Origin of the sequence: Sodalis ligni (genome assembly GCF_016865525.2) — a bacterium.
In the GTDB taxonomy this organism is placed as follows: Bacteria; Pseudomonadota; Gammaproteobacteria; order Enterobacterales; family Enterobacteriaceae; genus Acerihabitans; species Acerihabitans ligni.
The window spans coordinates 924,424-948,846 of the sequence record NZ_CP075169.1; the positions used below are offsets into that span (position 1 = coordinate 924,424).

At 58.3% G+C, this 24,423-nt stretch carries 19 protein-coding genes, 1 other RNA gene and 2 pseudogenes; 18 read left to right on the top strand and 4 right to left on the bottom strand.

The features are described 5' to 3' along the window. The first annotated feature begins 6 nt into the window (after positions 1-6). From fbaA to GTU79_RS04290, 4 genes are all read left to right on the top strand, one after another. Positions 7-1,083, top strand: a complete 1,077-nt coding sequence (gene fbaA, locus GTU79_RS04275; RefSeq protein WP_132923376.1) for a class II fructose-bisphosphate aldolase — start codon at positions 7-9, stop codon at positions 1,081-1,083. A 206-nt stretch (positions 1,084-1,289) separates the two neighbouring features. Then, positions 1,290-2,207, top strand: a complete 918-nt coding sequence (gene mscS / locus GTU79_RS04280) for a small-conductance mechanosensitive channel MscS (protein WP_203522769.1) — start codon at positions 1,290-1,292, stop codon at positions 2,205-2,207. A 344-nt stretch (positions 2,208-2,551) separates the two neighbouring features. Next, complete coding sequence (locus GTU79_RS04285) at positions 2,552-3,196, top strand: LysE family transporter (protein ID WP_203522768.1); 645 nt, start codon at positions 2,552-2,554, stop codon at positions 3,194-3,196. Between the two features lie 185 nt (positions 3,197-3,381). Continuing rightward, entirely contained in the window at positions 3,382-4,107 is a 726-nt protein-coding gene (locus tag GTU79_RS04290) for an oxidative stress defense protein (RefSeq protein WP_132923373.1), read from the top strand. Here GTU79_RS04290 and GTU79_RS04295 read toward each other — a convergent pair. Next, positions 4,104-4,997 carry a LysR family transcriptional regulator ArgP gene (locus GTU79_RS04295; protein ID WP_132923372.1) on the bottom strand — a complete coding sequence of 298 codons (894 nt, stop codon included), beginning with the start codon at positions 4,995-4,997 and terminating at the stop codon, positions 4,104-4,106. The genes GTU79_RS04290 and GTU79_RS04295 overlap by 4 nt on opposite strands. Positions 4,998-5,185: 188 nt before the next feature. Between GTU79_RS04295 and rpiA the strand changes: the two genes are divergently transcribed. From rpiA to GTU79_RS04325, 6 genes and pseudogenes are all read left to right on the top strand, one after another. After that, positions 5,186-5,842: a ribose-5-phosphate isomerase RpiA gene (gene rpiA / locus GTU79_RS04300; protein WP_203522767.1), complete on the top strand. Its 657-nt coding sequence runs from the start codon at positions 5,186-5,188 to the stop codon at positions 5,840-5,842. Positions 5,843-6,177: 335 nt separating this feature from the next. Continuing rightward, positions 6,178-7,410 (top strand): phosphoglycerate dehydrogenase, encoded by a 1,233-nt coding sequence (gene serA / locus GTU79_RS04305; protein ID WP_132923370.1) that lies wholly within the window; start codon positions 6,178-6,180, stop codon positions 7,408-7,410. 1,020 nt (positions 7,411-8,430) lie between these two features. Beyond that, positions 8,431-9,384, top strand: coding sequence for a 2-keto-3-deoxygluconate permease (locus GTU79_RS04310; protein WP_132923369.1), 954 nt, complete (start codon positions 8,431-8,433; stop codon positions 9,382-9,384). Continuing rightward, positions 9,381-10,654, top strand: a pseudogene (dtnK, locus tag GTU79_RS31275) (D-threonate kinase). The gene GTU79_RS04310 and the pseudogene dtnK overlap by 4 nt, the downstream one beginning before the upstream one ends. Then, complete coding sequence (locus GTU79_RS04320; RefSeq protein WP_132927877.1) at positions 10,614-11,627, top strand: D-threonate 4-phosphate dehydrogenase; 1,014 nt, start codon at positions 10,614-10,616, stop codon at positions 11,625-11,627. Before dtnK ends, GTU79_RS04320 begins: the two are co-directional and overlap by 41 nt. A gap of 46 nt (positions 11,628-11,673) precedes the next feature. Then, positions 11,674-12,419 (top strand): annotated as a pseudogene (locus GTU79_RS04325) (DeoR/GlpR family DNA-binding transcription regulator). A 102-nt stretch (positions 12,420-12,521) separates the two neighbouring features. Here the strand turns inward: GTU79_RS04325 and GTU79_RS04330 are convergent. From GTU79_RS04330 to zapA, 3 genes are all read right to left on the bottom strand, one after another. Continuing rightward, complete coding sequence (locus tag GTU79_RS04330) at positions 12,522-13,121, bottom strand: 5-formyltetrahydrofolate cyclo-ligase (protein WP_203522765.1); 600 nt, start codon at positions 13,119-13,121, stop codon at positions 12,522-12,524. Positions 13,122-13,144: 23 nt separating this feature from the next. Beyond that, positions 13,145-13,328: non-coding RNA, 6S RNA (gene ssrS / locus GTU79_RS04335), on the bottom strand. Between the two features lie 99 nt (positions 13,329-13,427). Then, the gene (zapA, locus tag GTU79_RS04340; RefSeq protein WP_131867692.1) at positions 13,428-13,757 is read right to left on the bottom strand and encodes a cell division protein ZapA; all 330 of its coding nucleotides are present in this window, start codon (positions 13,755-13,757) and stop codon (positions 13,428-13,430) included. Between the two features lie 198 nt (positions 13,758-13,955). Between zapA and GTU79_RS04345 the strand changes: the two genes are divergently transcribed. From GTU79_RS04345 to GTU79_RS04380, 8 genes are all read left to right on the top strand, one after another. Beyond that, a complete protein-coding gene (locus GTU79_RS04345) occupies positions 13,956-14,537 on the top strand; it encodes a YecA/YgfB family protein (protein ID WP_132923365.1) in 582 nt (193 codons plus the stop codon). Positions 14,538-14,619: 82 nt separating this feature from the next. Beyond that, on the top strand, positions 14,620-15,933 hold the full coding sequence (pepP, locus tag GTU79_RS04350; RefSeq protein WP_132923364.1) for a Xaa-Pro aminopeptidase: 1,314 nt from the start codon (positions 14,620-14,622) through the stop codon (positions 15,931-15,933). Between the two features lie 3 nt (positions 15,934-15,936). Continuing rightward, positions 15,937-17,115, top strand: coding sequence for a 2-octaprenyl-6-methoxyphenyl hydroxylase (ubiH, locus tag GTU79_RS04355; RefSeq protein WP_203522764.1), 1,179 nt, complete (start codon positions 15,937-15,939; stop codon positions 17,113-17,115). Positions 17,116-17,143: 28 nt separating this feature from the next. Then, positions 17,144-18,373, top strand: coding sequence for an FAD-dependent 2-octaprenylphenol hydroxylase (gene ubiI / locus GTU79_RS04360; protein WP_214513718.1), 1,230 nt, complete (start codon positions 17,144-17,146; stop codon positions 18,371-18,373). 421 nt (positions 18,374-18,794) lie between these two features. Beyond that, positions 18,795-19,895, top strand: a complete 1,101-nt coding sequence (gcvT, locus tag GTU79_RS04365) for a glycine cleavage system aminomethyltransferase GcvT (RefSeq protein WP_214513719.1) — start codon at positions 18,795-18,797, stop codon at positions 19,893-19,895. Positions 19,896-19,917: 22 nt separating this feature from the next. After that, positions 19,918-20,325 carry a glycine cleavage system protein GcvH gene (gcvH, locus tag GTU79_RS04370; RefSeq protein WP_203522762.1) on the top strand — a complete coding sequence of 136 codons (408 nt, stop codon included), beginning with the start codon at positions 19,918-19,920 and terminating at the stop codon, positions 20,323-20,325. 90 nt (positions 20,326-20,415) lie between these two features. Beyond that, positions 20,416-23,280, top strand: coding sequence for an aminomethyl-transferring glycine dehydrogenase (gcvP, locus tag GTU79_RS04375; RefSeq protein ID WP_203522761.1), 2,865 nt, complete (start codon positions 20,416-20,418; stop codon positions 23,278-23,280). Positions 23,281-23,789: 509 nt separating this feature from the next. Continuing rightward, positions 23,790-24,422, top strand: coding sequence for a TetR/AcrR family transcriptional regulator (locus GTU79_RS04380; RefSeq protein WP_203522760.1), 633 nt, complete (start codon positions 23,790-23,792; stop codon positions 24,420-24,422). Position 24,423 lies beyond the last annotated feature (1 nt).

The window sequence follows — 24,423 nt, forward strand, 5'->3', positions numbered from 1 at the left end:
AGCAATATGTCTAAGATTTTCGATATTGTAAAACCAGGTGTTATCACCGGTGACGATGTACAGAAAGTATTTGCCGTAGCGAAGGAAAACCACTTTGCTCTGCCCGCCGCTAACTGTGTAGGTACCGATTCAATTAACGCCGTGCTGGAAGCCGCCGCGAAAGTGCGCGCTCCGGTCATCGTTCAGTTCTCCAATGGCGGCGCGGCATTCATCGCCGGCAAAGGCCTGAAGGCCGAAGGCCAGACGCCGTCCGTATTGGGCGCTATTTCCGGTGCGCTGCATGTGCATCATATGGCCGAACACTACGGCGTGCCGGTTATCCTGCACACCGACCATTGCGCTAAAAAACTGCTGCCGTGGCTTGACGGCCTGCTTGATGCCGGCGAAAAACATTTTGCCAAGACCGGTAAGCCGCTGTTCTCATCCCACATGATCGACCTGTCGGAAGAGTCGCTGGAAGAAAACGTTGCCATTTGCAGCAAGTACCTGGCACGCATGGCTAAGATGAACATGACCCTGGAAATTGAACTGGGCTGTACCGGCGGTGAAGAAGACGGCGTGGATAACAGCCATCTGGACAACTCTTCACTCTATACCCAGCCGGAAGACGTGGCCTATGCCTATGAAAAGCTGAATGCCATCAGCCCACGTTTCACCATCGCCGCCTCCTTCGGTAACGTTCATGGCGTATACAAGCCGGGCAACGTGAAGCTTACCCCGAAAATCCTGGATAACTCGCAGAAATTCGTTTCCGAAAAATACGGTTTGCCGGCCAATTCCCTGAACCTGGTGTTCCACGGCGGTTCGGGCTCCACTCCGGAAGAAATCAAGGAAGCGGTAAGCTACGGCGTGGTTAAAATGAACATCGATACCGATACCCAATGGGCAACCTGGGAAGGTATTTTGAAGTATTACCACAAAAATGCCGGTTATCTGGAATCGCAGTTGGGCAACCCCGAAGGCGAAGATAAACCGAACAAGAAATACTACGATCCCCGCGCTTGGCTGCGTGCCGGCCAAGCGTCCATGGCTGCCCGTCTTGAGCTGGCGTTCCATGAACTGAACGCTGTCGACGTATTGTAATTTCCGTTCTGCAAAAGACGTTGTGATAAAAGGCCTCCAAACCGGAGGCCTTTAACATAATGAATTATAGGAATATTCCTGCCCTTTTTTCAGCCGTTGATTGGCGTCGAAAACGATTATTGGTTACGCTTAAGAAACTCCGTTGTTGTCGGCAGGTATGGCCGGCCGGTTTTTTTTCGCCTTACACCAGAGGGTAGGATAATAGAATGGAAGACCTAAACGTCGTCGATAAAATCGACCATGCCGGCAACTGGCTGGTTAATAACGAGCAGTTACTGCTTTCTTACGCAGTGAATATCGTGGCCGCGCTGGTGATTCTCTTTGCAGGGATCCTCATCGCCCGGGTGATTTCCCGCACCGTCAATCAGCTTATGCGATCCCGCCATATCGATATCACGGTGGCGGACTTCCTGTCGTCCATCATCCGTTATGGCGTCATTATCTTTACGGTGATTGCCGCGCTGGGCCGGGTGGGCGTTCAGACCGCGTCGGTTATCGCGGTCATCGGCGCCGCCGGCCTGGCGGTAGGTTTGGCCCTGCAAGGTTCGCTGGCCAATTTTGCCGCCGGCGTGCTGCTGGTGACATTCCGGCCTTTTCGCGCCGGCGAGTATGTGGATTTCGGCGGAACCGCGGGCACGGTGCTGATCGTGCAGATTTTTTCCACCACCCTGCGCACCTACGACGGCTTAATGATCGTGGTGCCCAACGGCAAAATCCTGGCAGGCAATATCACCAATTTTTCCCGCGAGCCCAACCGGCTGGTGAATCTCACCATCAGCGTCAGCTACGACGCCGATATCAACACGGTTAAATCCGTGATCACTGACATTATCAAGGCGGACAGCCGCGTACTGAAAAATATGGGCATTACCGTGGGGCTCAACAACCTGGGAGCATCGTCACTGGATTTTATGGTACGGGCCTGGGTCAAGAGCGGCGACCTGCAAAACGTCACCTTCGACTGGCTGGAACGGTTCAAACACGCGTTTGATGAACGACAAATCGGCATACCCTATCCGCAAATGGATGTGCATATGTATCGCACCCCCAAACCGCAGACCGCCGCCAACGAGGATGAATCCAAAAAGCCGGCCCCGGCGGCGGAGGGGCCCACGGCAGGCTAGTCCCGATTGAATCGAGTATGCGTAAGGGATCGCGTGTCAAAGGGCGAGCACCCAACGTGCAACGAACGTGTTAAAGGGAGACCGCGCCAATGGGGTCGAAGCGGGCGTGGTTTTCCCGCCCGCCAGAGCGCCCCATGGCTCGGCCCGCTATCACCGAACGTGGCAGCGGGCCTGTCAAAGTGATCGGATGCTGATGTGCCCCTCCTACGCAGCCGGCCCGCTGCCTCGGGCCAAACGCCCATTATTAGTTTTGCTAATTATTAATTAGAAATTTCCATTTCAACTGATGATGGCTTTTCATTACACTGCCGGTATTTTCTATTGCATAACAAAAGGAATACGGCATGTGGACTGTACTGTTCCAAGGGTTCGCCCTCGGCATGGCAACCATTGTCCCGCTTGGACCGCAGAACGTACTGGTCATGAATCAGGGCATCCGCCGGCAATATCATCTGTTGATTGCTTCTCTGTGCCTGCTCAGCGACATGGTGCTTATCTCGGCGGGCGTGTTTGGCGGCAGCGCGCTGCTGTCGCGCTCGCCCGTACTGCTGCAAGCCGTCACCCTGGCGGGGGTGGCGTTTCTCTCCTGGTATGGATTTAACGCCGTCAGGCATGCCTGGCGCGGCGACGAGGCGATGGCGGACCGGGCCGGTATGCTCCCCGCCAGCCGAGGCCGGGTGGTGATGACCATGCTGGCGGTGACCTGGCTCAATCCCCATGTCTATCTCGATACCCTGGTAGTGCTGGGCAGCCTCGGCGGTCAGTTAGATCCGTTGGCGCGACGCTTCTTTGCCGCCGGTTCCATCGGCGCCTCGGTGGTGTGGTTTTACGGACTGGCCCTGCTGTCGGCACGGCTTTCCCCCTGGCTGAACCGGCCGCCGGTACAAAGGGGCATCCAGCTGTTCGTGGGAATGGTGATGTGGATGGTGGCGCTGAAACTGGCGCGTCAGTCCTGGCCGCTGTCGTTGCTCATGACGCATTTACAATAGCTTACCGCAAATGCCCCGTTTGAAGACTCCTCCTATATTTTACCGGACGCACGGCGCGTTACTCTGCCGATGCAGCATAACCAAACGGTAAATAACTGCAAATAACATAGCCATAAGATGAAATTCGGTAATGATATGCTGCATCAGGATGAGTATATCTGCAATCCAACTCGACGGGAGGTACCATGAAGGTCAAGGCATTAGCATTAGCCGCCATATTGGGGTGGGGGGCGTTATCCACCCAGGCGCCGGCCGCGGAGCTGCCCGCCGGGCCGCACGTCATCACCTCCGGCGCCGCAAGCGTGGAGGTGGTGCCGGACATCGCCACCCTGACCATAGAAGTCTCCATTTCGTCCAAGGACGCCGGCGACGCCAAGAAACAGGCGGACGCGCGCGTTGCGCAATACTTTGATTTTCTGGCTAAAAACGGCGTAGAGAAGAAAGACATCAATGCCGCCAATCTGCGCACCCAGCCGGAATATGACTTCCTGAAAACCGGCGAATCGGTGCTGAAAGGCTACCGCGCGGTGCGCCAGGTCCAGGTTACGCTGCGGCAGCTTGATAAACTCAATGAACTATTGGACGGCGCGCTGAAATCCGGCCTGAACGAAATCAGGGCGGTGGAACTGGGCGTGGCCAATCCGGACGTCTATCGCGACAAGGCGCGCAGCCAGGCTATGGAAAATGCCTCCTCCCAGGCCCGTGCGCTGGCGGAAGGCTTCAAGGCCCAGCTGGGACCGATTTACAGTATCCGTTACCACGTGGCCAACTATCAGCCGGTTCCGGTAGCCCGGATGTTCAAAGCCAATGACGCCATGGCGCAAACCGATGCCGCGCAAACCTATGCGCAGCAGACCATTCGTTTCGACGATCAGGTCGACGTGGTATTTGAACTGCGGCCTCAGCCTTAAACCTGGCGCAAAGCCTGGCGGCCATGGGAAAGCAAGGCATCGGTCACTTTACGCATCATCCGGCTTTCCGGCGCAAAACGATGCCAGAACAGCATCCGGCGCTGGAACAGCCCTGGCGTAAGATCAATCAGCTCGCCGCTGTCCAGCTCTCTTTCGATTTGCAAATGGGGGATCATGCAACAGGTGGTGCCCTGGCGAGCCAGCTGGACAAACGCTTCCGATGAGTTGACGATATGGCAGGGCACGCTGCCCGGCGGCAGATCGAAATTCTGCTGTAAAAACGCCTGATGCATGTCGTCAAGATGATCGAACGCCACCGCCGGCGCTTTCAGCAGCGCGCTGCGGGTGACGCCGTTCGGAAAGTAGCGGTCGGCAAAAGGTTTCGATGCCACGAACAGGTAATCCAGGGCGCCCAGTTGATCCACCAGGCAGCTGGGCAGGGGCTGGGGCTGGATACTCACCGCCCCCACCACTTCACCGCGCCGAAGGCGCTCCTGGGTGCGGGTTTCATCCTCAACCTGCAAATTAAGCCGGATGGGCGAATCGGTCAGTACCGGTTTCAGCGCCGGCAGCAGCCAGGTGGCCAGGCTGTCGGCATTGACCGCCAGGGATAACAACAGGGGAGTATCGCTGCCGTTATCGGTGCCGAGCCATTCATCTTCCAGCAACTCCACCTGATGCAATAATGCCAGCAGCTTTTGGCCCTGTTCCGTCGGCCGGGGCGGGACGGTACGTACCAGCAGCGGCTGGCCGAAAAGATTTTCCAACTGTTTTATGCGTTGCGATACCGCGGATTGCGTTATACAGAGTTTCTGCGCGGCACGTTCAAAACCTCGTTCACGTATCACGGCGTCGAGCGCCTGCAGCGTTCGATAGTCCGGGCGTTTCATTCAATCTTCGTCCCCTAACGTCGGTGTATCCCTGCACTATGCCATAGTTTTGCCCCGGTAAGGTCTTAAAATCTTATGGATGAGGGTGGAGTGGTCCGGGCGCGTGCCGTTGCGGCGGAATTCAAGCTTTTTGGCCGGATATTGCTTTATAATACCGGCAAGTTGGATTTCCATAGGAAAAACATACCATGACGCAGGATGAACTTAAAAAAGCGGTAGGCTGGGCGGCATTGAAATATGTTCAACCCGGTACCATCGTCGGGGTCGGCACCGGTACCACCGCCGCGCATTTTATTGACGCTCTGGGCACCATGAAACACCAGATAGACGGGGCGGTATCCAGCTCCGAGGCTTCGTCGGCGAAATTGAAAGCGCTGGGGATCCCTTTGCTTGATTTAAACAGCGTGGATTCGCTGGATATCTATGTCGACGGGGCGGATGAGATCAACAGCCATATGCAGATGATTAAAGGCGGCGGCGCGGCGTTGACCCGTGAAAAAATCATCTCCGCCGTGGCGCGCCGTTTTATCTGCATTGCCGACGCGTCCAAACAGGTAGACGTATTGGGAAGATTTCCCCTGCCGGTTGAAGTGATCCCTATGGCGCGGGCGTATGTGGCCCGTGAACTGGTGAAATTGGGCGGTTTGCCCGAATATCGCCAGGGGGTGGTGACCGATAACGGCAATATCATTCTTGATGTGCGTAACCTGCAAATATTGGATGCAGTGGCGCTGGAAGATAAAATCAACGCTCTGCCGGGGGTGGTTACCGTCGGGCTGTTTGCGCGGCGCGGCGCTGACGTAGCGCTGATCGGCACTCCGGAGGGCGTCAAGGTTATCGAATAAGCCGCGGATTTCCCATGGGCGGGCCGGCCGGGCAGGGATATTGTTACCGATGCCGGCCTGACTGCGGGCGACGGATAAGTGTTAATTTTGTTTACATAGCATTTTTTAATTCTTTATCTGAAATTCAGTGATAAATATCACATTTAAGTCATTTAACTGCCATATATAGGACGTATGCCTGTCCCTCCAGAAGAATTATCCATAGCAATCACTTATGTTCGGCTCTTGTGCTGGGCGGACTTTGGTCAATGAACTTGCCGATGCGGCAATATTTGTTATTTTGTCCGGGTGCTGTGTTTTGCAGCCGCTTCTGAAGTATCAAAAAGGGTCGGGAAATGGCGAAAGTATCGTTGGAAAAAGACAAAATCAAATTTCTATTGGTTGAGGGCGTGCATCAGACCGCCATCGATAATCTGCGGCATGCCGGTTATACCAATATCGAATACCATAAAGGCGCATTGGACACCGAGTCATTGAAGGCATCCATTCGCGATGCGCATTTCGTCGGCATCCGATCCCGCACCAACCTGACGGAAGAGGTGTTTGCCGCCGCGGAAAAATTGGTGGCGGTGGGCTGCTTTTGTATCGGCACCAATCAGGTTGATCTCAAGGCCGCGCTGAAACGCGGCGTGCCGGTATTCAATGCGCCTTTTTCCAATACGCGTTCCGTGGCCGAGCTGGTCATCGGCGAGATGCTGCTGATGATCCGCGGTGTGCCGGAAGCCAATGCCAAAGCCCATCGCGGCCAGTGGAACAAGCAGGCCCAGGGCAGCTACGAAGCCCGGGGCAAAAAGCTTGGCATCATCGGTTACGGCCATATCGGTACGCAATTGGGTATCCTGGCGGAAGGCCTGGGTATGCAGGTTTACTTTTACGATATCGAGAGCAAGCTGCCGCTGGGCAATGCCCATCAGGTGGATTCGCTGCCGGAATTGCTTGGCCTCAGCGATGTGGTGACCCTGCATGTGCCCGATACCCAGTCCACTCGGAATATGATGAGCTCGGCGGAATTCGGCCAGATGAAAAAAGGCGCGCTGTTTATCAACGCCGCGCGCGGTACGGTGGTGGATATTCCGGCGCTGTGCGATGCCTTGGCCAGTAAACATCTTGCCGGCGCAGCCGTGGACGTTTTCCCTGAAGAACCGGCCACCAATACCGATCCGTTTGTTTCGCCCCTGTGCGAATTCGATAATGTTATCCTGACGCCGCATATCGGCGGGTCGACCCAGGAAGCGCAGGAGAATATCGGTACGGAGGTGGCGGGTAAGCTGGCGAAATATTCCGATAACGGGTCTACTTTGTCCGCGGTGAATTTCCCGGAGGTTTCTTTGCCGGAGCATGGTGAAAACGTCAGCCGGCTGCTGCATATTCATGAGAACCGTCCCGGTATTTTGACCCGTATCAACCAGATTTTCGCCGAACAAAGTATTAACATTGCCGCCCAGTATCTGCAAACCACGGCGGATATAGGCTATGTGGTGATAGACGTGGAAACCGATGCGGAAAATACCGCTTTGCAATTGCTTAAGGCGATACCCGGCACGATCCGGGCGCGTTTGCTGTACTGAGGTTTTGGCCCCAGGGCGGGGGCCGGCGCCTTGAGGGGACTGCGGCGGCTGCGAGATAGCCGCTGCATCCCCGTTGGTGCGGTCTCCCTTTAGCAGGTTCGCTGCACTCCCGGTGTCAGCGGGCCTACCGCGCCATGGGGCGCTCGGTTGGGCGGAAGAACCACGCCCGCTTCGACCCCATTGGTGCAGTCTCCCTTGAACACGTTCGTTGCACGTCCGGTGGTAGCGGGCCTACCGCACCATGGGGCGCTCCGGCGGGCGGTAAAACCACGCCCGCTTCGACCCCATTGGTGCAGTCTCCCTTGAACACGTTCGTTGCACGTCCGGTGTTTGCGGGCCTACCGCGCCATGGGGCGCTCGGTTGGGCGGAAGAACCACGCCCGCTTCGACCCCATTGTCACGGTCTCCCTTTAACAGGTTCGCTGCACGATCGGTGTTTGCGGGCCTACCGCGCCATGGGGCGCTCGGTTGGGCGGGAAAACCACGCCCGCTTCGACCCCATTGTCACGGTCTCCCTTTAACAGGTTCGCTGCACGATCGGTGTCTGCGGGCCTACCGCGCCATGGGGCGCTCGGTTGGGCGGGAAAACCACGCCCGCTTCGACCCCATTGTCACGGTCTCCCTTTAACAGGTTCGCTGCACGCCCGGTGGTAGCGGGCCTACCGCGCCATGGGGCGCCCGGTTGGGCGGGAAAACCACGCCCGATTCGACCCCATTGGTGCGGTCTCCCTTGAATACATTCGTTGCACGTCCGGTGGTAGCGGGCCTACCGCGCCATGGGGCGCTCGGTTGGGCGGGAAAACCACGCCCGATTCGACCCCATTGGTGCGGTCTCCCTTTAACACGCGACTCCCCTTAAACGGGCGATTGTGCTGTTGTGATTCTATTCAATCAAATTGGTCTTATTCATAATCATTTCAGTTTATCATGACTGGTAATAATCAGATCTAGATCGCATTTTTTATATTTTGACTCAATATAATCATTATGATTAAATGTAATCATACATGTGAGGGCAGAATGAAAATCAAAGCAACCATTGAGAGAATGCCGGGGGGGATGATGCTGGTCCCGCTGATTCTCGCCGCTTTACTCAATACCTTTGCTCCGCAATCGCTGGAGATCGGGGGGTTTACTTCGGCGCTGTTTAAGCACGGCGCCCTGCCGCTTATCGGCGCATTTTTACTCTGCATGGGGGCCGGTATCAGTTTTAAGGCCGCTCCGCGGGCGTTGCTGCAAGGGACCACTATCACGGTGACCAAGGTTTTGGTGGGGGTGGTGTTAGGCTTTGGTATTGAACATTTGTTTGGCACCGGCGGTATCTACGGCCTTTCCAGCCTGACGGTTATCGTGGCGATGGCGAATGCCAACGGTGGTCTTTACGCCGCGCTGGTGGGTGAGTATGGCACCGAACGGGATCTGGGGGCCATTTCCATTTTGTCTCTGGGGGACGGCCCGCTGTTTACCATGATAGCCCTGGGGGCGGCGGGGATGGCTAATATTCCGTTTATGGCGCTGGTGGCGGTATTGGTGCCGATTGTGGTGGGCATGATTTTGGGTAACCTTGATCATCAAATGCGTGATTTTCTTACCCGCGGCGGTCCGATTTTGATTCCGCTGTTCGCCTTCGCTCTGGGGGCGGGCATTAATCTTGATATGCTGGTAAAAGGCGGGGTGGCCGGGGTTGTGCTGGGCATACTGGTCACCGTCCTGGGCGGTTTCTTTAATATACGGGTCGATCGGCTGGTGGGGGGATCGGGTATCGCCGGCGCCGCGGCATCAAGCACCGCGGGCAACGCCGTGGCGACTCCGCTGGCCATAGCCCAGGCCGATCCTTCCATGGCGTCGGCCGCCGCCGCCGCCGCACCGCTGATTGCCGCATCGGTGATTACGACCGCCATCCTGACCCCGTTGCTTTGTGCCTGGGTGGCAAAACGTAATGCAGCATCCGTACTTCGGGAGAATAAAGCATGAAACTGGTAGTGGTGGCCGATGATTTTACCGGGGCTAACGACACCGGCGTGCAGTTGGCGAAGAAGGGGGCGAGAACCGAGGTGCTGCTTGACGAGCGGGCTACCGTGTCGCCGCGGGCCGATGTTCTGGTTATCAATACTGAAAGCCGTGCGCTGAGCGCGGAGGAGGCGGGGCTGAAGGTCAGCGAGGCGCTGCGGCCGTTTTTTCAGGAAAAAGCCGGGCAACCGATTATCTACAAAAAATCGACTCTACTTTTCGCGGTAACGTCGGGGCGGAGATCGCCGCCGCCATGAAGGCAAGCGGCGCAATGCTTGCCATTATCGCCGCCGCCATTCCGGCTGCGGGCCGCACCACCCGCGAGGGCCAGTGTCTGGTCCAGGGAATTCCCCTGGTGGAAACCGAGTTTGCCAGCGATCCGAAAACACCGATTTTATCCTCGCATATCGGCACGCTTATCGGTTTACAAAGCACATTGCCGGTTTACGAGGCATGCCTTGAGACTGTCCGGGGCGACGAGCTTAGCGTCTTTTTGCAGCAATTGGCGACCAAAGGACCCTGCTGTGTGGTCATGGATGCCGAACTCGATGGTGATTTGGTGCAAATAGCCCAGGCGGTGGGCAATTTGACGGCTTCTTATATTTTGGTCGGCGCCGCGGGCCTGGCCAACGCCTTGCCTCCCGCGAGCTATCTCACGCCCAAACAGCGCCTGCCGGTATTGGCGGTGGCCGGGTCCATGAGTGAAATAACCCAGCGGCAAATAGCGTATGCCGCACGTGAGAAGTCGCTGGGCATTGTGGATATCGATGTGGAAACACTGCTGGCGTCGCCGGAACCGGAAACCCTCTTCCCTTATGTCCGGGCGGCGGTGACGGTGCTGGAGGATCGGCAGCACTGCGTGTTGCGCACCTGTCGTGACGTCGGGGCACGGCAAGCCATTGACGAGCTGTGCCGCCGCTACGGCTATACGCGCCAGCAGTTAGGGGATTACATCGGTTTACGTCTTGGCGAAATCACCCGGCAAATCATCGCCGGCGCACAAATCGGCGGACTGTTTCTCACCGGCGGCGATATTGCCATCGCCGTGGCCCGGGCGCTTGGGGCCGAGGGATATCGCATTGCCGCCGAGGTGGCGCCCTGCGTGCCCTGCGGCACTTTTGTGAACAGTGAGATTGATGATTTACCAGTGATAACCAAAGCCGGCGGTTTTGGTAATGAAACCACCTTGCGCGATGCACTTTATTTTATTGAGGAGATGTACAGTGGTAAATAAAACGATAGCAATCACTATGGGTGATCCGGCAGGCATCGGTCCGGAAATTATTTTGAAATCCCTGGCGCAGGGCGAACTGTCCGGATGCAGGGCCGTGGTGGTGGGCTGTCTGCAAACCCTTCGGCGCATTCAGGCACTGGGCATTACGCCGCCGGCGGAGCTGAAGTCCATAGAAAGAGCGGATCAGGCAGTTTTCGCCCCCGGCGTCATTAACGTTATCGATGTGCCGCTGGCGGACCCGGCAGCGCTGGTGGCGGGACAAGTGCAACCCGCCGCCGGCGATTTGGCCTATCGCTGCATCGCCAAGGCCTCGGCCATGGCCATGGCGGGAGAGGTGCAGGGGATCGCCACCGCCCCCCTGAACAAGGAAGCGCTGCATGCCGCCGGGCATATCTATCCGGGGCATACCGAACTGCTGGCCGAACTGACCGGCAGCCGCGATTTCGCCATGGTGCTTTACACCGATAAGCTGAAGGTGATCCATGTCAGCACCCATATCGCGCTGCGGAAATTCCTTGACACGCTCAGCCGCGAACGCATTAAAACGGTTATTGGCATCGCCGATACCTTTCTTAAACGGGTAGGATTTTCAGCGCCGCGCATCGCGGTGGCCGGGGTCAACCCCCATGCCGGCGAACATGGTTTATTCGGCGATGAAGAGATTACCATCGTCGGTCCGGCCATTGAGGAGATGAAGGCCCAAAAGATAAATGTATTCGGTCCCTGTCCGCCGGATACCGTTTTCCTGCAAGCCTATGAGGGGCAATACGACATGGTGGTGGCGATGTATCACGATCAGGGACATATTCCGTTGAAATTACTTGGTTTTTATGATGGAGTGAATATCACCGCCGGGCTGCCTTTTATTCGGACTTCAGCCGACCACGGTACCGCCTTCGATATTGCCTGGACAGGCAAAGCCAAGTCTGAGAGCATGGCCATATCGATTCAGTTAGCCATGCAACTGGCCTAGTCATGGTATAGTCATGGCATAGTCATGGTACAGTTAAGCGGATGTTATGAAAGGACAAAGTCGTCTGGATCAGATTATGGATTTTCTTAAAAGCCATAATCTGGTCACTGTAGATCAACTGGTCGCGGCCGTATCTGCTTCACCCGCGACCATCCGGCGCGATCTGATCAAACTCGATGAACAGGGTGTGATCAGCCGCAGCCATGGTGGAGTGACTTTAAACCGATTCGTTCCGAGCCAGCCCACCACCAATGAAAAAATGCAGCGCAATCTGCCGGAAAAAAGGGCTATCGCCCAATTGGCGGCGCAGCTGGTGCAGCCCGGCGATTCGGTGGTGCTGGATGCCGGCACCACCATGCTGGAACTGGCGCGCAACCTTACCCATTTGCCGCTGCGGGTGATTACCGCCGATTTGCATATCGCCCTGCTTCTGTCCGAATTCAAACAGATCGAAGTGACCATCATCGGCGGCCGTATTGATGACAGCAGCCAGTCCTGTATCGGCGAGCACGGTCGCCAGCTGCTGCGCAATATCTACCCGGATATCGCCTTTATCAGCTGCAACTCCTGGAGCCTGCCCAAAGGCATCACCACCCCCACCGAAGAGAAGGCCGGCCTGAAGCGGGATCTGGCCGCCAATGCCCGTCGGCGGACAGCAGCAAATACGGCGCCTATTCCCTGTTTTGCGTATCGCCCCTGTCCGACCTGACGCAGGTGATAACCGATCGCGGCATCCCCGCCGAGATTGAATCCGCCCTGCGGCAGCAGCCGTTTACCCTGACGCTGGCCTGACCGCCTAAGCCGGCTTGAATTGCTTGGCGCAATGAGGCCGACTGATTCCATTGGCCGGAGGGAGCTCATTGGCGTGACCGCCGTCTCAGGCGTGATTGAGATTTACCATTGCCATTGACGAGAGGGCGTGATGATTTCCGGCAGGGGGATATCCCAGGGTTCAACCGGCACCTGTTCCACCTGCTGGCAATCATGGGCCAGGCCGATGGGGTAAAAACCCGACTCCCGCCGCCAGTGCCGCAAGGTGCGATCATAAAAACCGCCGCCCATGCCGAGCCGCTGGCCCTGTGCATCAAACGCCACCAGCGGGGTAAACAGCACATCCAACCGCGCCGGGGGCAGCAGGCGGGTGATATCCAGTTTGGGTTCGCTGATGCGCAGGCGGTTGACCGTAAGCGGGGTATCGGCATCATAGCGCAGGAACAGCAAATGTCCCGGGCTGAACGGGTGCAGCACCGGCAGGTAAATCTGCTGGCCGCGCTGGCGGAGGGCATCGATTATCGGCCGGGTATCCAGTTCGCCGTCAAAGGATAAAAACAGCGCCAGGGTTTTGGCGGCGGCGATGCGCGGATGCGCCAGCAAGCGTTCGGTAACCGCGTTTGAGGCGTCGGCCTGCTGCCGGGGGCTTAACGCTCGCCGTGCTTGACGGATTTGATTGCGGATGGACTGCCGCAGGATTGATTTGTCCGACGCTGGAGTCATAGAAAAGACGATGGTATGGAAAGGGGATCTCCGAGATGCCGCCGCAGGCTGTAACCCTTGAACCCATGGTTCAAGGTGAACGCAGCGTTCTAACCTTAAGGCTTCTCGGACGAACCGAGCATGCGCACCAGTTAAAGATCGCCACATTCTTGTGGTATAAATTATCGGCTCAGGGGACTGGCCCGCTGGCGAACACCTCAGAGAAATTTTATTTGTACGATTCGCGGGCTGAAACCCCGGCGACTATCGTTATTTGTACTGCTTGCTGCTATTCGAACCCCTTGCTGCTGTTCGAACTGCATACTGCTATTCGAACTGCGTTCCCGGACGTTCGGAAATCCGTCCTTGCTCTACCAAGGCTTGTTCGATCGTTTGCTGCAATAACCGGATTCGTTGCTCCATATTGGCCGCATAATCGCGCGTTTTCAACCTTTCTTGCGCCAGTTCGTGACAGACGTTCAAGGCCGCGATAAAAACAAGCTGTTCCGTATTGGTGACTCTAGTTCGAACTTTAAGATCTTGCAACCGCTGATTAAGATCCTCGGCCGCCTGGTTCAACGCTTCCTGTTGTTCCGGCGGGCAATTCACCCTTAACGTGCGGCCGAATATTTGAATATCTACCGGTTGTGCGGACATACCACCTTCCTGCATTGTTGCCGCGCCAACGCTTACCGCCACCCGTTTCACCATTGCGGGAGCAAAAGCGGACGCTACTATAATCAATCTATATAAAACAATCTATATAAAACAGAAGTTACAAGCCCTTTCTGGTATAGCGACGGACCTTGGTGGTAGCATAACACGAACTTATCCTGCCAACGACGATGAAAGCGCATGTCTATACAAAATACCTTGCCGGACTATGAAAATCTGAATCAGCTGCTTACCCAGCAGGCGGTGGCGTTAACGTCGGCGGAAATGCATGGTTTGATCAGCGGAATGCTGTGCGGCGGAAACCGGGACCACAGTTGGCAGACCCTGGTGCATGAGTTGACCAATGAAGGGCTGGCTTTCTCGCAGACCCTGGCGGAACCCTTGCGCCAGCTGCATGAGAGCACCGCCCACTCGCTGGAGGACGAAGAGTTCATGTTCCAGCTGCTGCTGCCGGATGACGAAAGTGCGACGGTGTTTGACCGGGTGGACGCCCTGGCGGGCTGGGTCAATCATTTCCTGCTGGGGCTGGGAGTTGTCCAGCCCCAGCTGGATAAAGTCAAAGGAGAGGTGCGGGAGGCGATTGACGATTTGCGTAATATCGGCCAGCTGGGTTATGACGAAGACGAAGATCAGGAGGAGTTGGCGCAATCCCTGGAAGAAGTCATCGAATATGTCCGTATGGCGGCGATTCTTTGTCATAATGATTTTACGCACCCGGAATCATCCGCGCCGCAGGAAAAACCCAAACCGACCTTGCATTGAGCCTTTGGCCCGCTCAGGTATCAGGCCGCCGGCACGGCGATAGCCGGTCAATACCATCACCATGAAAAGGCAGGAGAGAGTGATGACTCAACAAGAATATTTACGCCGTCGTCAGGCGTTACTGGCAAAGATGTCTCCGGCCAGCGCCGCCGTAATTTTCGCTGCGCCGGAAGCGACACGTAATGCCGACAGTGAATATCCTTACCGTCAAAACAGCGATTTCTGGTACTTCACCGGCTTTAACGAGCCCGAAGCCGCGCTGATCCTGATTAAAAGCGATGAAACCCACCATCACAGCGTACTGTTCAACCGGGTGCGGGATTTAACCGCGGAAACCTGGTTCGGCCGCCGCCTGGGCCAGGAAGCCGCGCCGGCCAAGCTGGGGGTGGATCGGGCCTTGCCCTGGGATGAGATCAAAAATCAGCTGCACCTGTTATTGAACGGCCTGGACGTGGTGTATCACGCGCAGGGGGAATATCCGTTCGCCGACGAACTGGTGTTCAATGCCCTGGCAACGCTGCGGCGCGGTTACCGCCAGCAGTTAAAGGCGCCGGCTACGCTGACTGATTGGCGTCCCTGGGCACATGAGCTGCGCTTGTTCAAATCGGCGGAAGAAATCGCCGTGATGCGCCGCGCCGGTGAAATCACCGCCCTGGGCCATACCCGCGCTATGCGGGCCTGCCGGCCGGGCATGTATGAATATCAGCTGGAAGGGGAAATCCTGCACGAATTCAACCGCCACGGCGCGCGTTTCCCCTCTTATAACACTATTGTTGGCAGCGGTGTGAACGGCTGCATTCTGCATTACACCGAAAATGAAGCGATCATGAAGGACGGCGATCTGGTGCTGATTGACGCCGGCTGCGAGTATCGGGGCTATGCGGGGGATATCACCCGGACCTTCCCGGTGGGCGGCAAGTTCAGCGCCGAACAGCGTGCCGTCTATGATATCGTGCTGGCGTCGCTGAATGCCTCGCTGGCGCTCTTCAAACCGGGCACCAGTATCCGCGACGTGACCGAGGAAGTGGTGAAAATCATGGTAACCGGCCTGGTGAAGCTGGGGGTCCTGAAGGGTGACGTAACCACCCTGATCGGCCAGCAGGCCCATCGGCGTTTCTTCATGCACGGGCTGAGCCACTGGCTGGGGATGGATGTGCATGACGTGGGGGATTACGGTACGCCCGAACGGGGCCGGATCCTGGCGCCGGGCATGGTGCTGACCATTGAGCCGGGCATCTATATCGCTCTGGATGCAGACGTGCCTCCAGCCTATCGCGGTATCGGCATCCGCATCGAAGATAACATCCTCATTACCGAACAGGGCAACGAAAACCTTACCGATTCGGTGGTGAAGGATCCGGACGCCATCGAAGCGCTAATGGCGGCGGCGCGCTAATTCATGACGGTAATCATCATTGGCGGCGGCATGGCCGGCGCCACCCTGGCGCTGGCATTGTCCCATCTGACCGGGGGGCGGCTCGACATCGATCTGGTGGAAAGCGCCGCTCCTGAAAGCCATCGCCACCCCGGCTATGACGGCCGGTCCATTGCCCTTGCCCAGGGGACCTGCCGGCAATTAACCGCTATAGGCGTCTGGCCGGCGCTGATGCCCGGCGCTACCGCCATTACCCAGGTGCAGGTCAGCGATCGCGGCCACCTCGGCAAGGTACGGCTTGACGCCGGGGATTACCGGGTACCCGCGCTGGGTTACGTGGTGGAGCTGCATGACGCGGGGCAGCGGCTGTTTTCGCTGTTGCGCCGGGCGCCCGGCGTCAGGCTGCATTGTCCCGCCACCGTCGCCACCCTGACCCGGCGCCGGGACGATGTGGAAGTGCGGCTGGATAACGGCGGGGTATTGACCGGCCGGCTGGCGGTGGCGGCGGACGGTTCCCATTCTCCCGTGGCCCGGCAATGCAATATCCAGTGGCGGCAGCAGGATTACCGGCAACTGGCGGTCATTGCCAACGTTTCCACCGCAATGCCCCACGGGGGCAGGGCCTTTGAGCGCTTTACCGAACACGGGCCGCTGGCGTTACTGCCCTTGTCGGGGGGACGCAGCGCGCTGGTCTGGTGCTTGCCCGAGTCACGGCGGGAAGAGGTCGGCGCCTGGGATGACGCCCGGTTCCGGGAGGCGTTGCAGACGGCGTTCGGCTGGTCCCTTGGGCGGATTGTTACCGTGGGGCAACGGCAGATTTATCCCCTGCACCTGCGTACCGCCTCGCATCATATCTCCCATCGCCTGGCGCTGGTGGGCAATGCGGCGCAAACCCTGCACCCCATCGCCGGGCAGGGGTTCAATCTGGGGTTGCGCGACGTGATGACCCTGGCGGAGACGCTGGCGGACGCGGCGGGACAGGGGCTCGATCCCGGCGGCTATGCGGTATTGCAGCGCTATCAACAGCGCCGGTTGCCCGATCAGTCCGGAACGGTAGGCATTACCGACGGGCTAATCGACGTGTTTGCCAACGGGCACCCGCCGCTGGTGATTGCCCGTAATCTGGGGCTGCTGGCCATGGCGCATTCACCCTGGCTGCGGGACACCCTCGCGCGACGCACCCTGGGCTGGGTGGAGCGTTAATTTCCGGCCTTCAACGAGGACTTCAGCTATGCAAGCATTCGATGTGGTGATCAACGGCGGCGGAATGGTGGGTTTGACCCTGGCCTGCGGTCTGCAGGGCAGCGGCTTGCGCGTCGCGGTGGTGGAGCAGCGGATGCCGGAAGCGATTCCCCCGGCCGAAAGTCCGGCGCTTCGGGTCTCCGCCATCAATGCCGCCAGTCAGCGCCTGTTGCGGCATGTCCGGGTATGGGACGATATCGTCGCGGTGCGCGCCACGCCCTACCGGGGCATGGAAGTCTGGGATAACGACAGCTTCGGTAAAATCGCCTTTGACGGCGGTCCCTTGGGATTCGAGCAGCTTGGGCACATTATCGAAAATCCGGTCATCCATCAGGCACTGTGGCGCCGGGCCGCCGGGTTATCGGATGTCGAGCTGTTTTGCCCGGCGTCGCTACGGCAAGTAGCCTGGGGCGAAAACGAGGCGTTTATTACCCTGGATGACGATCGGATGCTGACCGCCCGGCTGGTGGTGGGGGCGGACGGCGCCGATTCCTGGCTGCGGCGCTATGCCGATATTCCGCTGACTTTCTGGGATTACCAGCATCATGCCCTGGTAGCCACCGTGCGTACCGAGCGCCCCCACGGCGGCATCGCCCGCCAGGCGTTTCACGGCGACGGAATTCTGGCGTTTCTGCCGCTGGCGCAGCCCGATGTCTGTTCCATCGTCTGGTCCCTGCCGCCGGAGTTGGCGGAGCAGCGGCGGCAAATGCCGGCGGAGCAATTCACCGCGCAATTGGCCCGGCACTTTAATCTGGCCCTCGGTTTATGCAAGCTGGAAAGCGAACGGTTGACATTCCCCCTTACCGGCCGTTATGCCCGGGATTTCGCCGCGCACCGTCTGGTGCTGGTGGGAGACGCGGCGCATACCGTCCATCCGCTGGCGGGGCAGGGGGTGAATCTGGGATTGATGGATGTGGCCGAATTGCTGTCTGAACTGCAGCGATTGCAAATCGCCGGCAAGGATATCGGCCATTATGCCTATCTGCGCCGCTATGAACGGCGCCGCAAGCACAGCGCCGCCGTTATGCTGGCGGGCATGCAGGCCCTGCGTGAGCTGTTTGACGGCAATAATCCCCTCAAAAAATGGGTTCGTGACGCCGGATTGCGTTTAGCGGATACGCTGCCCGGTGTAAAACCGCGCCTGATCCGGCAGGCCATGGGGCTTACCGAACTGCCGTCCTGGCTGGATGAAGACGTCCGTTCGACTGAAAAAATCTAATCCAAGGGTTTTTTTTCATTATTATTTCTAATCCGAAGCCTCGGCAAAACGTATTCCAACAGCGTTTCGTCGGGGTTTTTTGTTATCAAATTTTGCGTTGAGGTCCTCCGATTTACCGTTTGTGCGCCGTTATAATCCCTTTGTCAGCATATCATGCTGATGAGGCGGGGAGAGTCGTTTAACATTATACTTCCTGGCAGGATAATTTAATTTATGGTTTCCCCCTGGATTAGGTGGTAACTTCTGGCAAAAGGTATCGTTTGCGCCGATGGAAGCCTGTTTTTTGTATAGGCCGAAAGCGTCGGCGCCTTCCAGGACATTTGTTGTATAGCCTCAATAATTCGAGTTGCAATAAAGCCAATGTAATGCAACGTGAAGCATGGCGGTTATATCGTCTGAATTGACCACAAAGAGAGAAAAGATGGCCCAGCTGACATCGCTGTACGAACAGCACATCGCGTGCGGCGCAAAAATGGTGGATTTCCATGGATGGATGATGCCGTTGCATTATGGTTCGCAACTGGAGGAGCATCACCAGGTCCGACGGGACGCCGGCATGTTCGATGTTTCCCATATGACCATCATCGATCTCCAGGGATCCCGCACCCGCGAATTTTTGCGCTACCTGCTGGCCAATGATGTGGCAAAGCTGACCCAGCCGGGCAAGGCCCTGTACACCGGGATGCTGAATGCGTCCGGCGGCGTGATTGACGATTTGATCGTTTATTTCCTGGCTGAAGAGGATTTCCGCCTGGTGGTGAATTCCGCCACCCGCGAAAAAGACGTTGCCTGGGTCACGGACCATGCTGAACCGTTTAATGTCCGGGTAACCGTGCGTGACGATTTAGCGTTGATCGCCGTGCAGGGACCGCAGGCCCAGGCCAAGGCGCGGACGCTCTTTACGCCGGAGCAGCTGGCGGCGGTGGCCGGCATGAAGCCCTTTTTCGGCGTGCAGTCGCAGGATTTGTTTATCGCCACTACCGGCTATACCGGCGAGGCGGGCTATGAAATCGCCCTGCCGAAAACCCGGGTGGAGTCGTTCTGGCAACAATTGCTGGCGGCCGGGGTCAAACCCTGTGGCCTGGGAGCGCGGGATACCCTGCGCCTCGAAGCCGGCATGAATTTATACGGGCAGGAAATGGACGAAAGAATTTCGCCCCTGGCCGCCAACATGGGCTGGACCATCACCTGGCAGCCGGAAGACCGTGATTTTATCGGCCGTGAGGCGCTGGAAGCCCAGCGCCGCGCCGGCACCGAACAGCTGGTGGGCCTGGTGCTGACCGAAAAAGGGGTGCTGCGCAACGAACAAACGGTGCATTTCACCGACAGCAACGGCAACCGGCAGACGGGGATCATCACCAGCGGCTCCTTTTCCCCGACGCTCGGGGTCAGTATTGCCATGGCCCGCGTACCCGCCGGTATCGGCGAGCAGGCTATAGTATTAATCCGTAACCGCGAAATGCCGGTTAAGGTGACCAAACCCGGTTTTGTCCGCGCCGGTAAACCGGTCGTTCAATTTTAACTTTGCGAGAGTGAGGATGGCGATGAGCAGCAGCGTGCCTAAAGAACTAAAATACACCACGTCCCATGAGTGGGTCCGTGACGAGGGCGAAGGCGTTTACAGCGTCGGTATCACCGAACATGCCCAGGAGTTGCTGGGAGACATGGTATTTATCGATCTGCCGGAAGTGGGCGCCGAATTCGCCGCCAGCGATGATTGCGCCGTGGCCGAGTCGGTAAAGGCCGCTTCGGATATCTACGCGCCCATCAGCGGTGAAATCGTGGCGGTGAATGAAGAGCTTGAAGCTTCGCCGGAGCTGGTGAACAGCGCGCCTTATACCGAAGGCTGGCTGTTTCAAATCAAAGCCGCCGACGAGAGTGAAGTAGCCGCATTGCTCGATGCCGATGCCTATGAGGCCACCCTCGACGAAGAAGATGACGAAGACGAATAACCGCCGCACGGCCCCGGTGAACCAACCGGGGCTTTTCCCGACCCGTTTGTGATTTCCCCCGTCCCATGCCCGATGCAGGAATTGTTGTTTATGACCCAGACTCTCAGCCAGCTTGAACACCATGACGCGTTTATACAGCGCCATATCGGCCCTTCCCCGGAACAGCGGGCGCATATGCTTTCAGCCGTCGGCGCCGCCACTCTGGACGCGCTGATTGGCCAAATCGTTCCCGCGGATATTCAGCTTTCCGCCCCGCCGGCGGTGGGCGAGGCCGCCACCGAAGCACGGGCGCTGGCTGAGCTGAAAGCCATTGCCGGCCGTAACCGGATCTGCAAAACCTATATCGGCATGGGCTACAGTGCGGTCATCACCCCGCCGGTGATTTTGCGCAACATGCTGGAGAACCCGGGCTGGTATACCGCCTATACGCCTTACCAGCCGGAGGTGTCGCAGGGCAGATTGGAAGCCTTGCTGAATTTTCAACAGCTGACGCTGGACTTGACCGGCCTGGATATCGCTTCCGCCTCGCTGCTGGATGAAGCCACCGCGGCGGCGGAAGCCATGGCGCTGGCCAAACGCGCCAGTAAACTGAAACAGGCCAACTGCTTTTTTGTCGCCGACGATGTGCACCCGCAGACGCTGGATGTCGTGCGCACCCGGGCGCGCACCTTCGGTTTCGATCTGGTGGTGGGACAAGCCGAAGCGGCGCTTGAACTGCCGGGGGTATTCGGCGTCTTGCTGCAGCAGGTAGGCACCACCGGAGAGCTCCATGATTACCGCGAACTGCTGGCGGCCCTGAAAGCCCGCCGGATAGTCAGCTGCGTGGCGGCGGACATGATGGCGCTGGTGCTTTTGGCGGCGCCGGGGGCCCAGGGGGCCGATGTGGTGTTCGGTTCTTCCCAGCGTTTTGGCGTACCCATGGGGTACGGCGGACCGCACGCGGCATTTTTCGCCGCCCGCGACGAGGTGAAACGTTCCATGCCGGGCCGCATTATCGGCGTTTCCCGCGACGCGGCGGGCAATACCGCCCTGCGCATGGCGATGCAAACCCGCGAGCAGCATATCCGGCGCGAAAAGGCCAATTCCAATATTTGCACCTCGCAGGTTCTGCTGGCGAATATCGCCGGCTTGTATGCCGTTTACCACGGACCGGCCGGGCTTAAACGTATCGCCGGGCGTATTCACCGCCTGACCTCGATCCTGGCGGCGGGCTTGACCTCCGCCGGCATCACGCCGCGTTTTGCCCGCTGGTTCGATACCCTGACGCTGGATGTGGCGGATAAGGCCGCGGTGCTGGAGCGCGCGCGGGAAGCCGGCGTTAACCTGCGTGCCGACCTGGACGGCGCGGTGGGGATTACCCTGGATGAAACCACCGGGCGCGAGGATATCGCCGCCCTGTATGCCATTCTCACCGGCAGCCGGCAGGCGCTGGATATCGATGCCCTGGATGCCGGCATCGGCGAGGTGATTCCGGCGCAATGGCTGCGTACCACCCCCATCCTGACCCATCCGGTCTTTAACCGCTATCATAGCGAAACCGACATGATGCGGTATATGCACCGGTTGGAGAACAAAGACTTGGCGCTGAACCAGGCGATGATCCCCCTGGGCTCGTGCACCATGAAGCTGAACGCCGCCGCGGAAATGATCCCCATTACCTGGCCGGAGTTCGCCGAACTGCATCCGTTCTGCCCGCCGGAACAGGCTGCCGGCTATCAGCAGATGATAGCGCAGCTCTCCCGTTGGCTGGTGCAGTTGACCGGCTATGACGCGCTGTGCATGCAGCCCAACTCCGGCGCCCAGGGCGAGTATGCCGGCATGCTGACCATACGGCGCTATCATGAGAGCCGTAACGAGGGCAACCGCCATATCTGCCTTATCCCCAGCTCAGCCCACGGCACCAATCCGGCCTCGGCGCAGATGGCGGGTATGTCGGTTATCGTGGTGGCCTGCGATAAGCACGGCAATATCGATTTGCACGATTTGCGTGAGAAAGCCGAACAGGCCGGCGACGAGCTGTCCTGCATCATGGTGACCTACCCTTCCACCCACGGCGTTTACGAAGAGACGATCCGCGAGGTGTGCCAGATAGTTCATCAGTACGGCGGCCAGGTTTACCTGGACGGCGCCAATATGAACGCCCAGGTGGGCATTACCTCGCCGGGCTATATCGGCGCGGACGTGTCGCATCTTAACCTGCATAAAACATTCTGCATTCCCCATGGCGGCGGCGGACCGGGTATGGGACCCATCGGCGTGAAAGCCCATTTGGCGCCGTTTGTGCCGGGCCATGCGGTGCTGCATATGGATGGAGTGCTGACCCGGCAGGGCGCGGTCGCCGCCGCGCCGTTCGGCAGCGCCTCCATTCTGCCCATCAGCTGGATGTATATTCGCATGATGGGGGCCGAGGGTCTCAAACAGGCCAGCCAGGTGGCGATTTTAAATGCTAACTATATCGCCAGCCGTTTGAACGCCGCGTTTCCGGTGCTCTACAGCGGTCGCGACGGCCGGGTGGCCCATGAGTGTATTCTGGATATCCGTCCGCTGAAGGAGGCGACCGGTATCAGTGAAATGGATATCGCCAAGCGTTTGATCGACTATGGTTTCCATGCGCCCACCATGTCGTTCCCGGTGGCCGGTACGCTGATGGTGGAGCCCACCGAATCGGAAAGCCAGGGGGAGCTGGATCGATTTATCGACGCCATGCTGGCGATTCGCGGCGAGATTGATAGAGTTGCTAAAGGGGAGTGGCCGCTGGAGGATAATCCGCTGGTTAACGCGCCGCATATCGAGCGCGAGCTGGCGGGGGAGTGGACTCATCCCTATAGCCGTGAGACGGCGGCGTTTCCGGCGGGCTTTGAGCATAAGTACTGGCCGAGCGTCAAGCGGCTGGATGATGTGTATGGGGATCGCAACCTGTTCTGTTCCTGTGTGCCGGTAAGCGATTACGAGTAGGGAAACGGCGGGCAGAGCCGGCATGCGTTCCCTTCAACATGCGCTCCCTTTAACACGCTCGTTGCATGTCTGACGATCGCGGGCCTAGCGCGCCATGAGGCACTCGGTCGGGTGGAAAAACCACGCCCGATTCGACCTCATTGCCACGCTCTCCCTTTAACACGCTCGTTGCATGTCTGACGATCTCGGGCCTAGCGCGCCATTAGGCACTCGGTCGGGCGGAAAAACCACGCCCGATTCGACCTCATTGCCACGCTCTCTCTTTAACACGCTCGTTGCATGTCTGACGATCGCGGGCCTAGCGCGCCATGAGGCACTCGGTCGGGTGGAAAAACCACGCCCGATTCGACCTCATTGCCACGCTCTCCCTTTAACACGTTCATTGCAGGTCCGGCGTTCGCGGCCCTTCATTAAATTGCTGTATGGGGTTTCGATGAGGCGGCTTGTTGTGTACAATGCAACAAATGTCGGATAAGGTCATCTCATCATTGTCGAATAACAAATCAAATATGCCAATAACCCGAGACGTGCGCCTGCCGGTGCAGGAGCGTTCAGCGGCTCGTATGGCCAAGGTGCTGGACGCCGCGGAGCGCATGCTGGCGGACGTGGGTCCGGAAAAAACGTCGATTCCCGCCCTGGCTGAAGCGGCGGATGTTCCCCGCGCCGCCATTTATCCCTTCTTTCCCGATAAATATGCCCTGTTTTCCCACCTGGCGCGTATTCATATGGAGCGCCTGCTGGATGCCTTGGCGCATTCCCGGACCGGGCACGCCGGTACCTGGCGGGCATGGGTCGAGACGGCAATCGAGGAGACGGCGGATTATTATAACGCCCATCCGGTGGCGAGCGTGCTGTTGCTAAGGGGCTCATTCGCCGACAGCGATCATGATGCTCATGGCGCCAAGAATGCGGCTATTGGCGATCTGCTGCGCGCCAAGGCGGCAAGCCTGGGGGAACTGCGGGCGCTGCCGGCGGTGCCGGATGCGGCGACTATCGCCGTTGAGATTGCGTTCGCCTGTATGAAGCACGGCTACGGGAAGGAAGGCCGGATATCGCCGGCGATTTGCCGGGAGGCGACACGGGCCGTGACGGCGTATCTTGCGCGCTGGGACGGTGGCGATGTCGGCGATTCACCGGCATAGC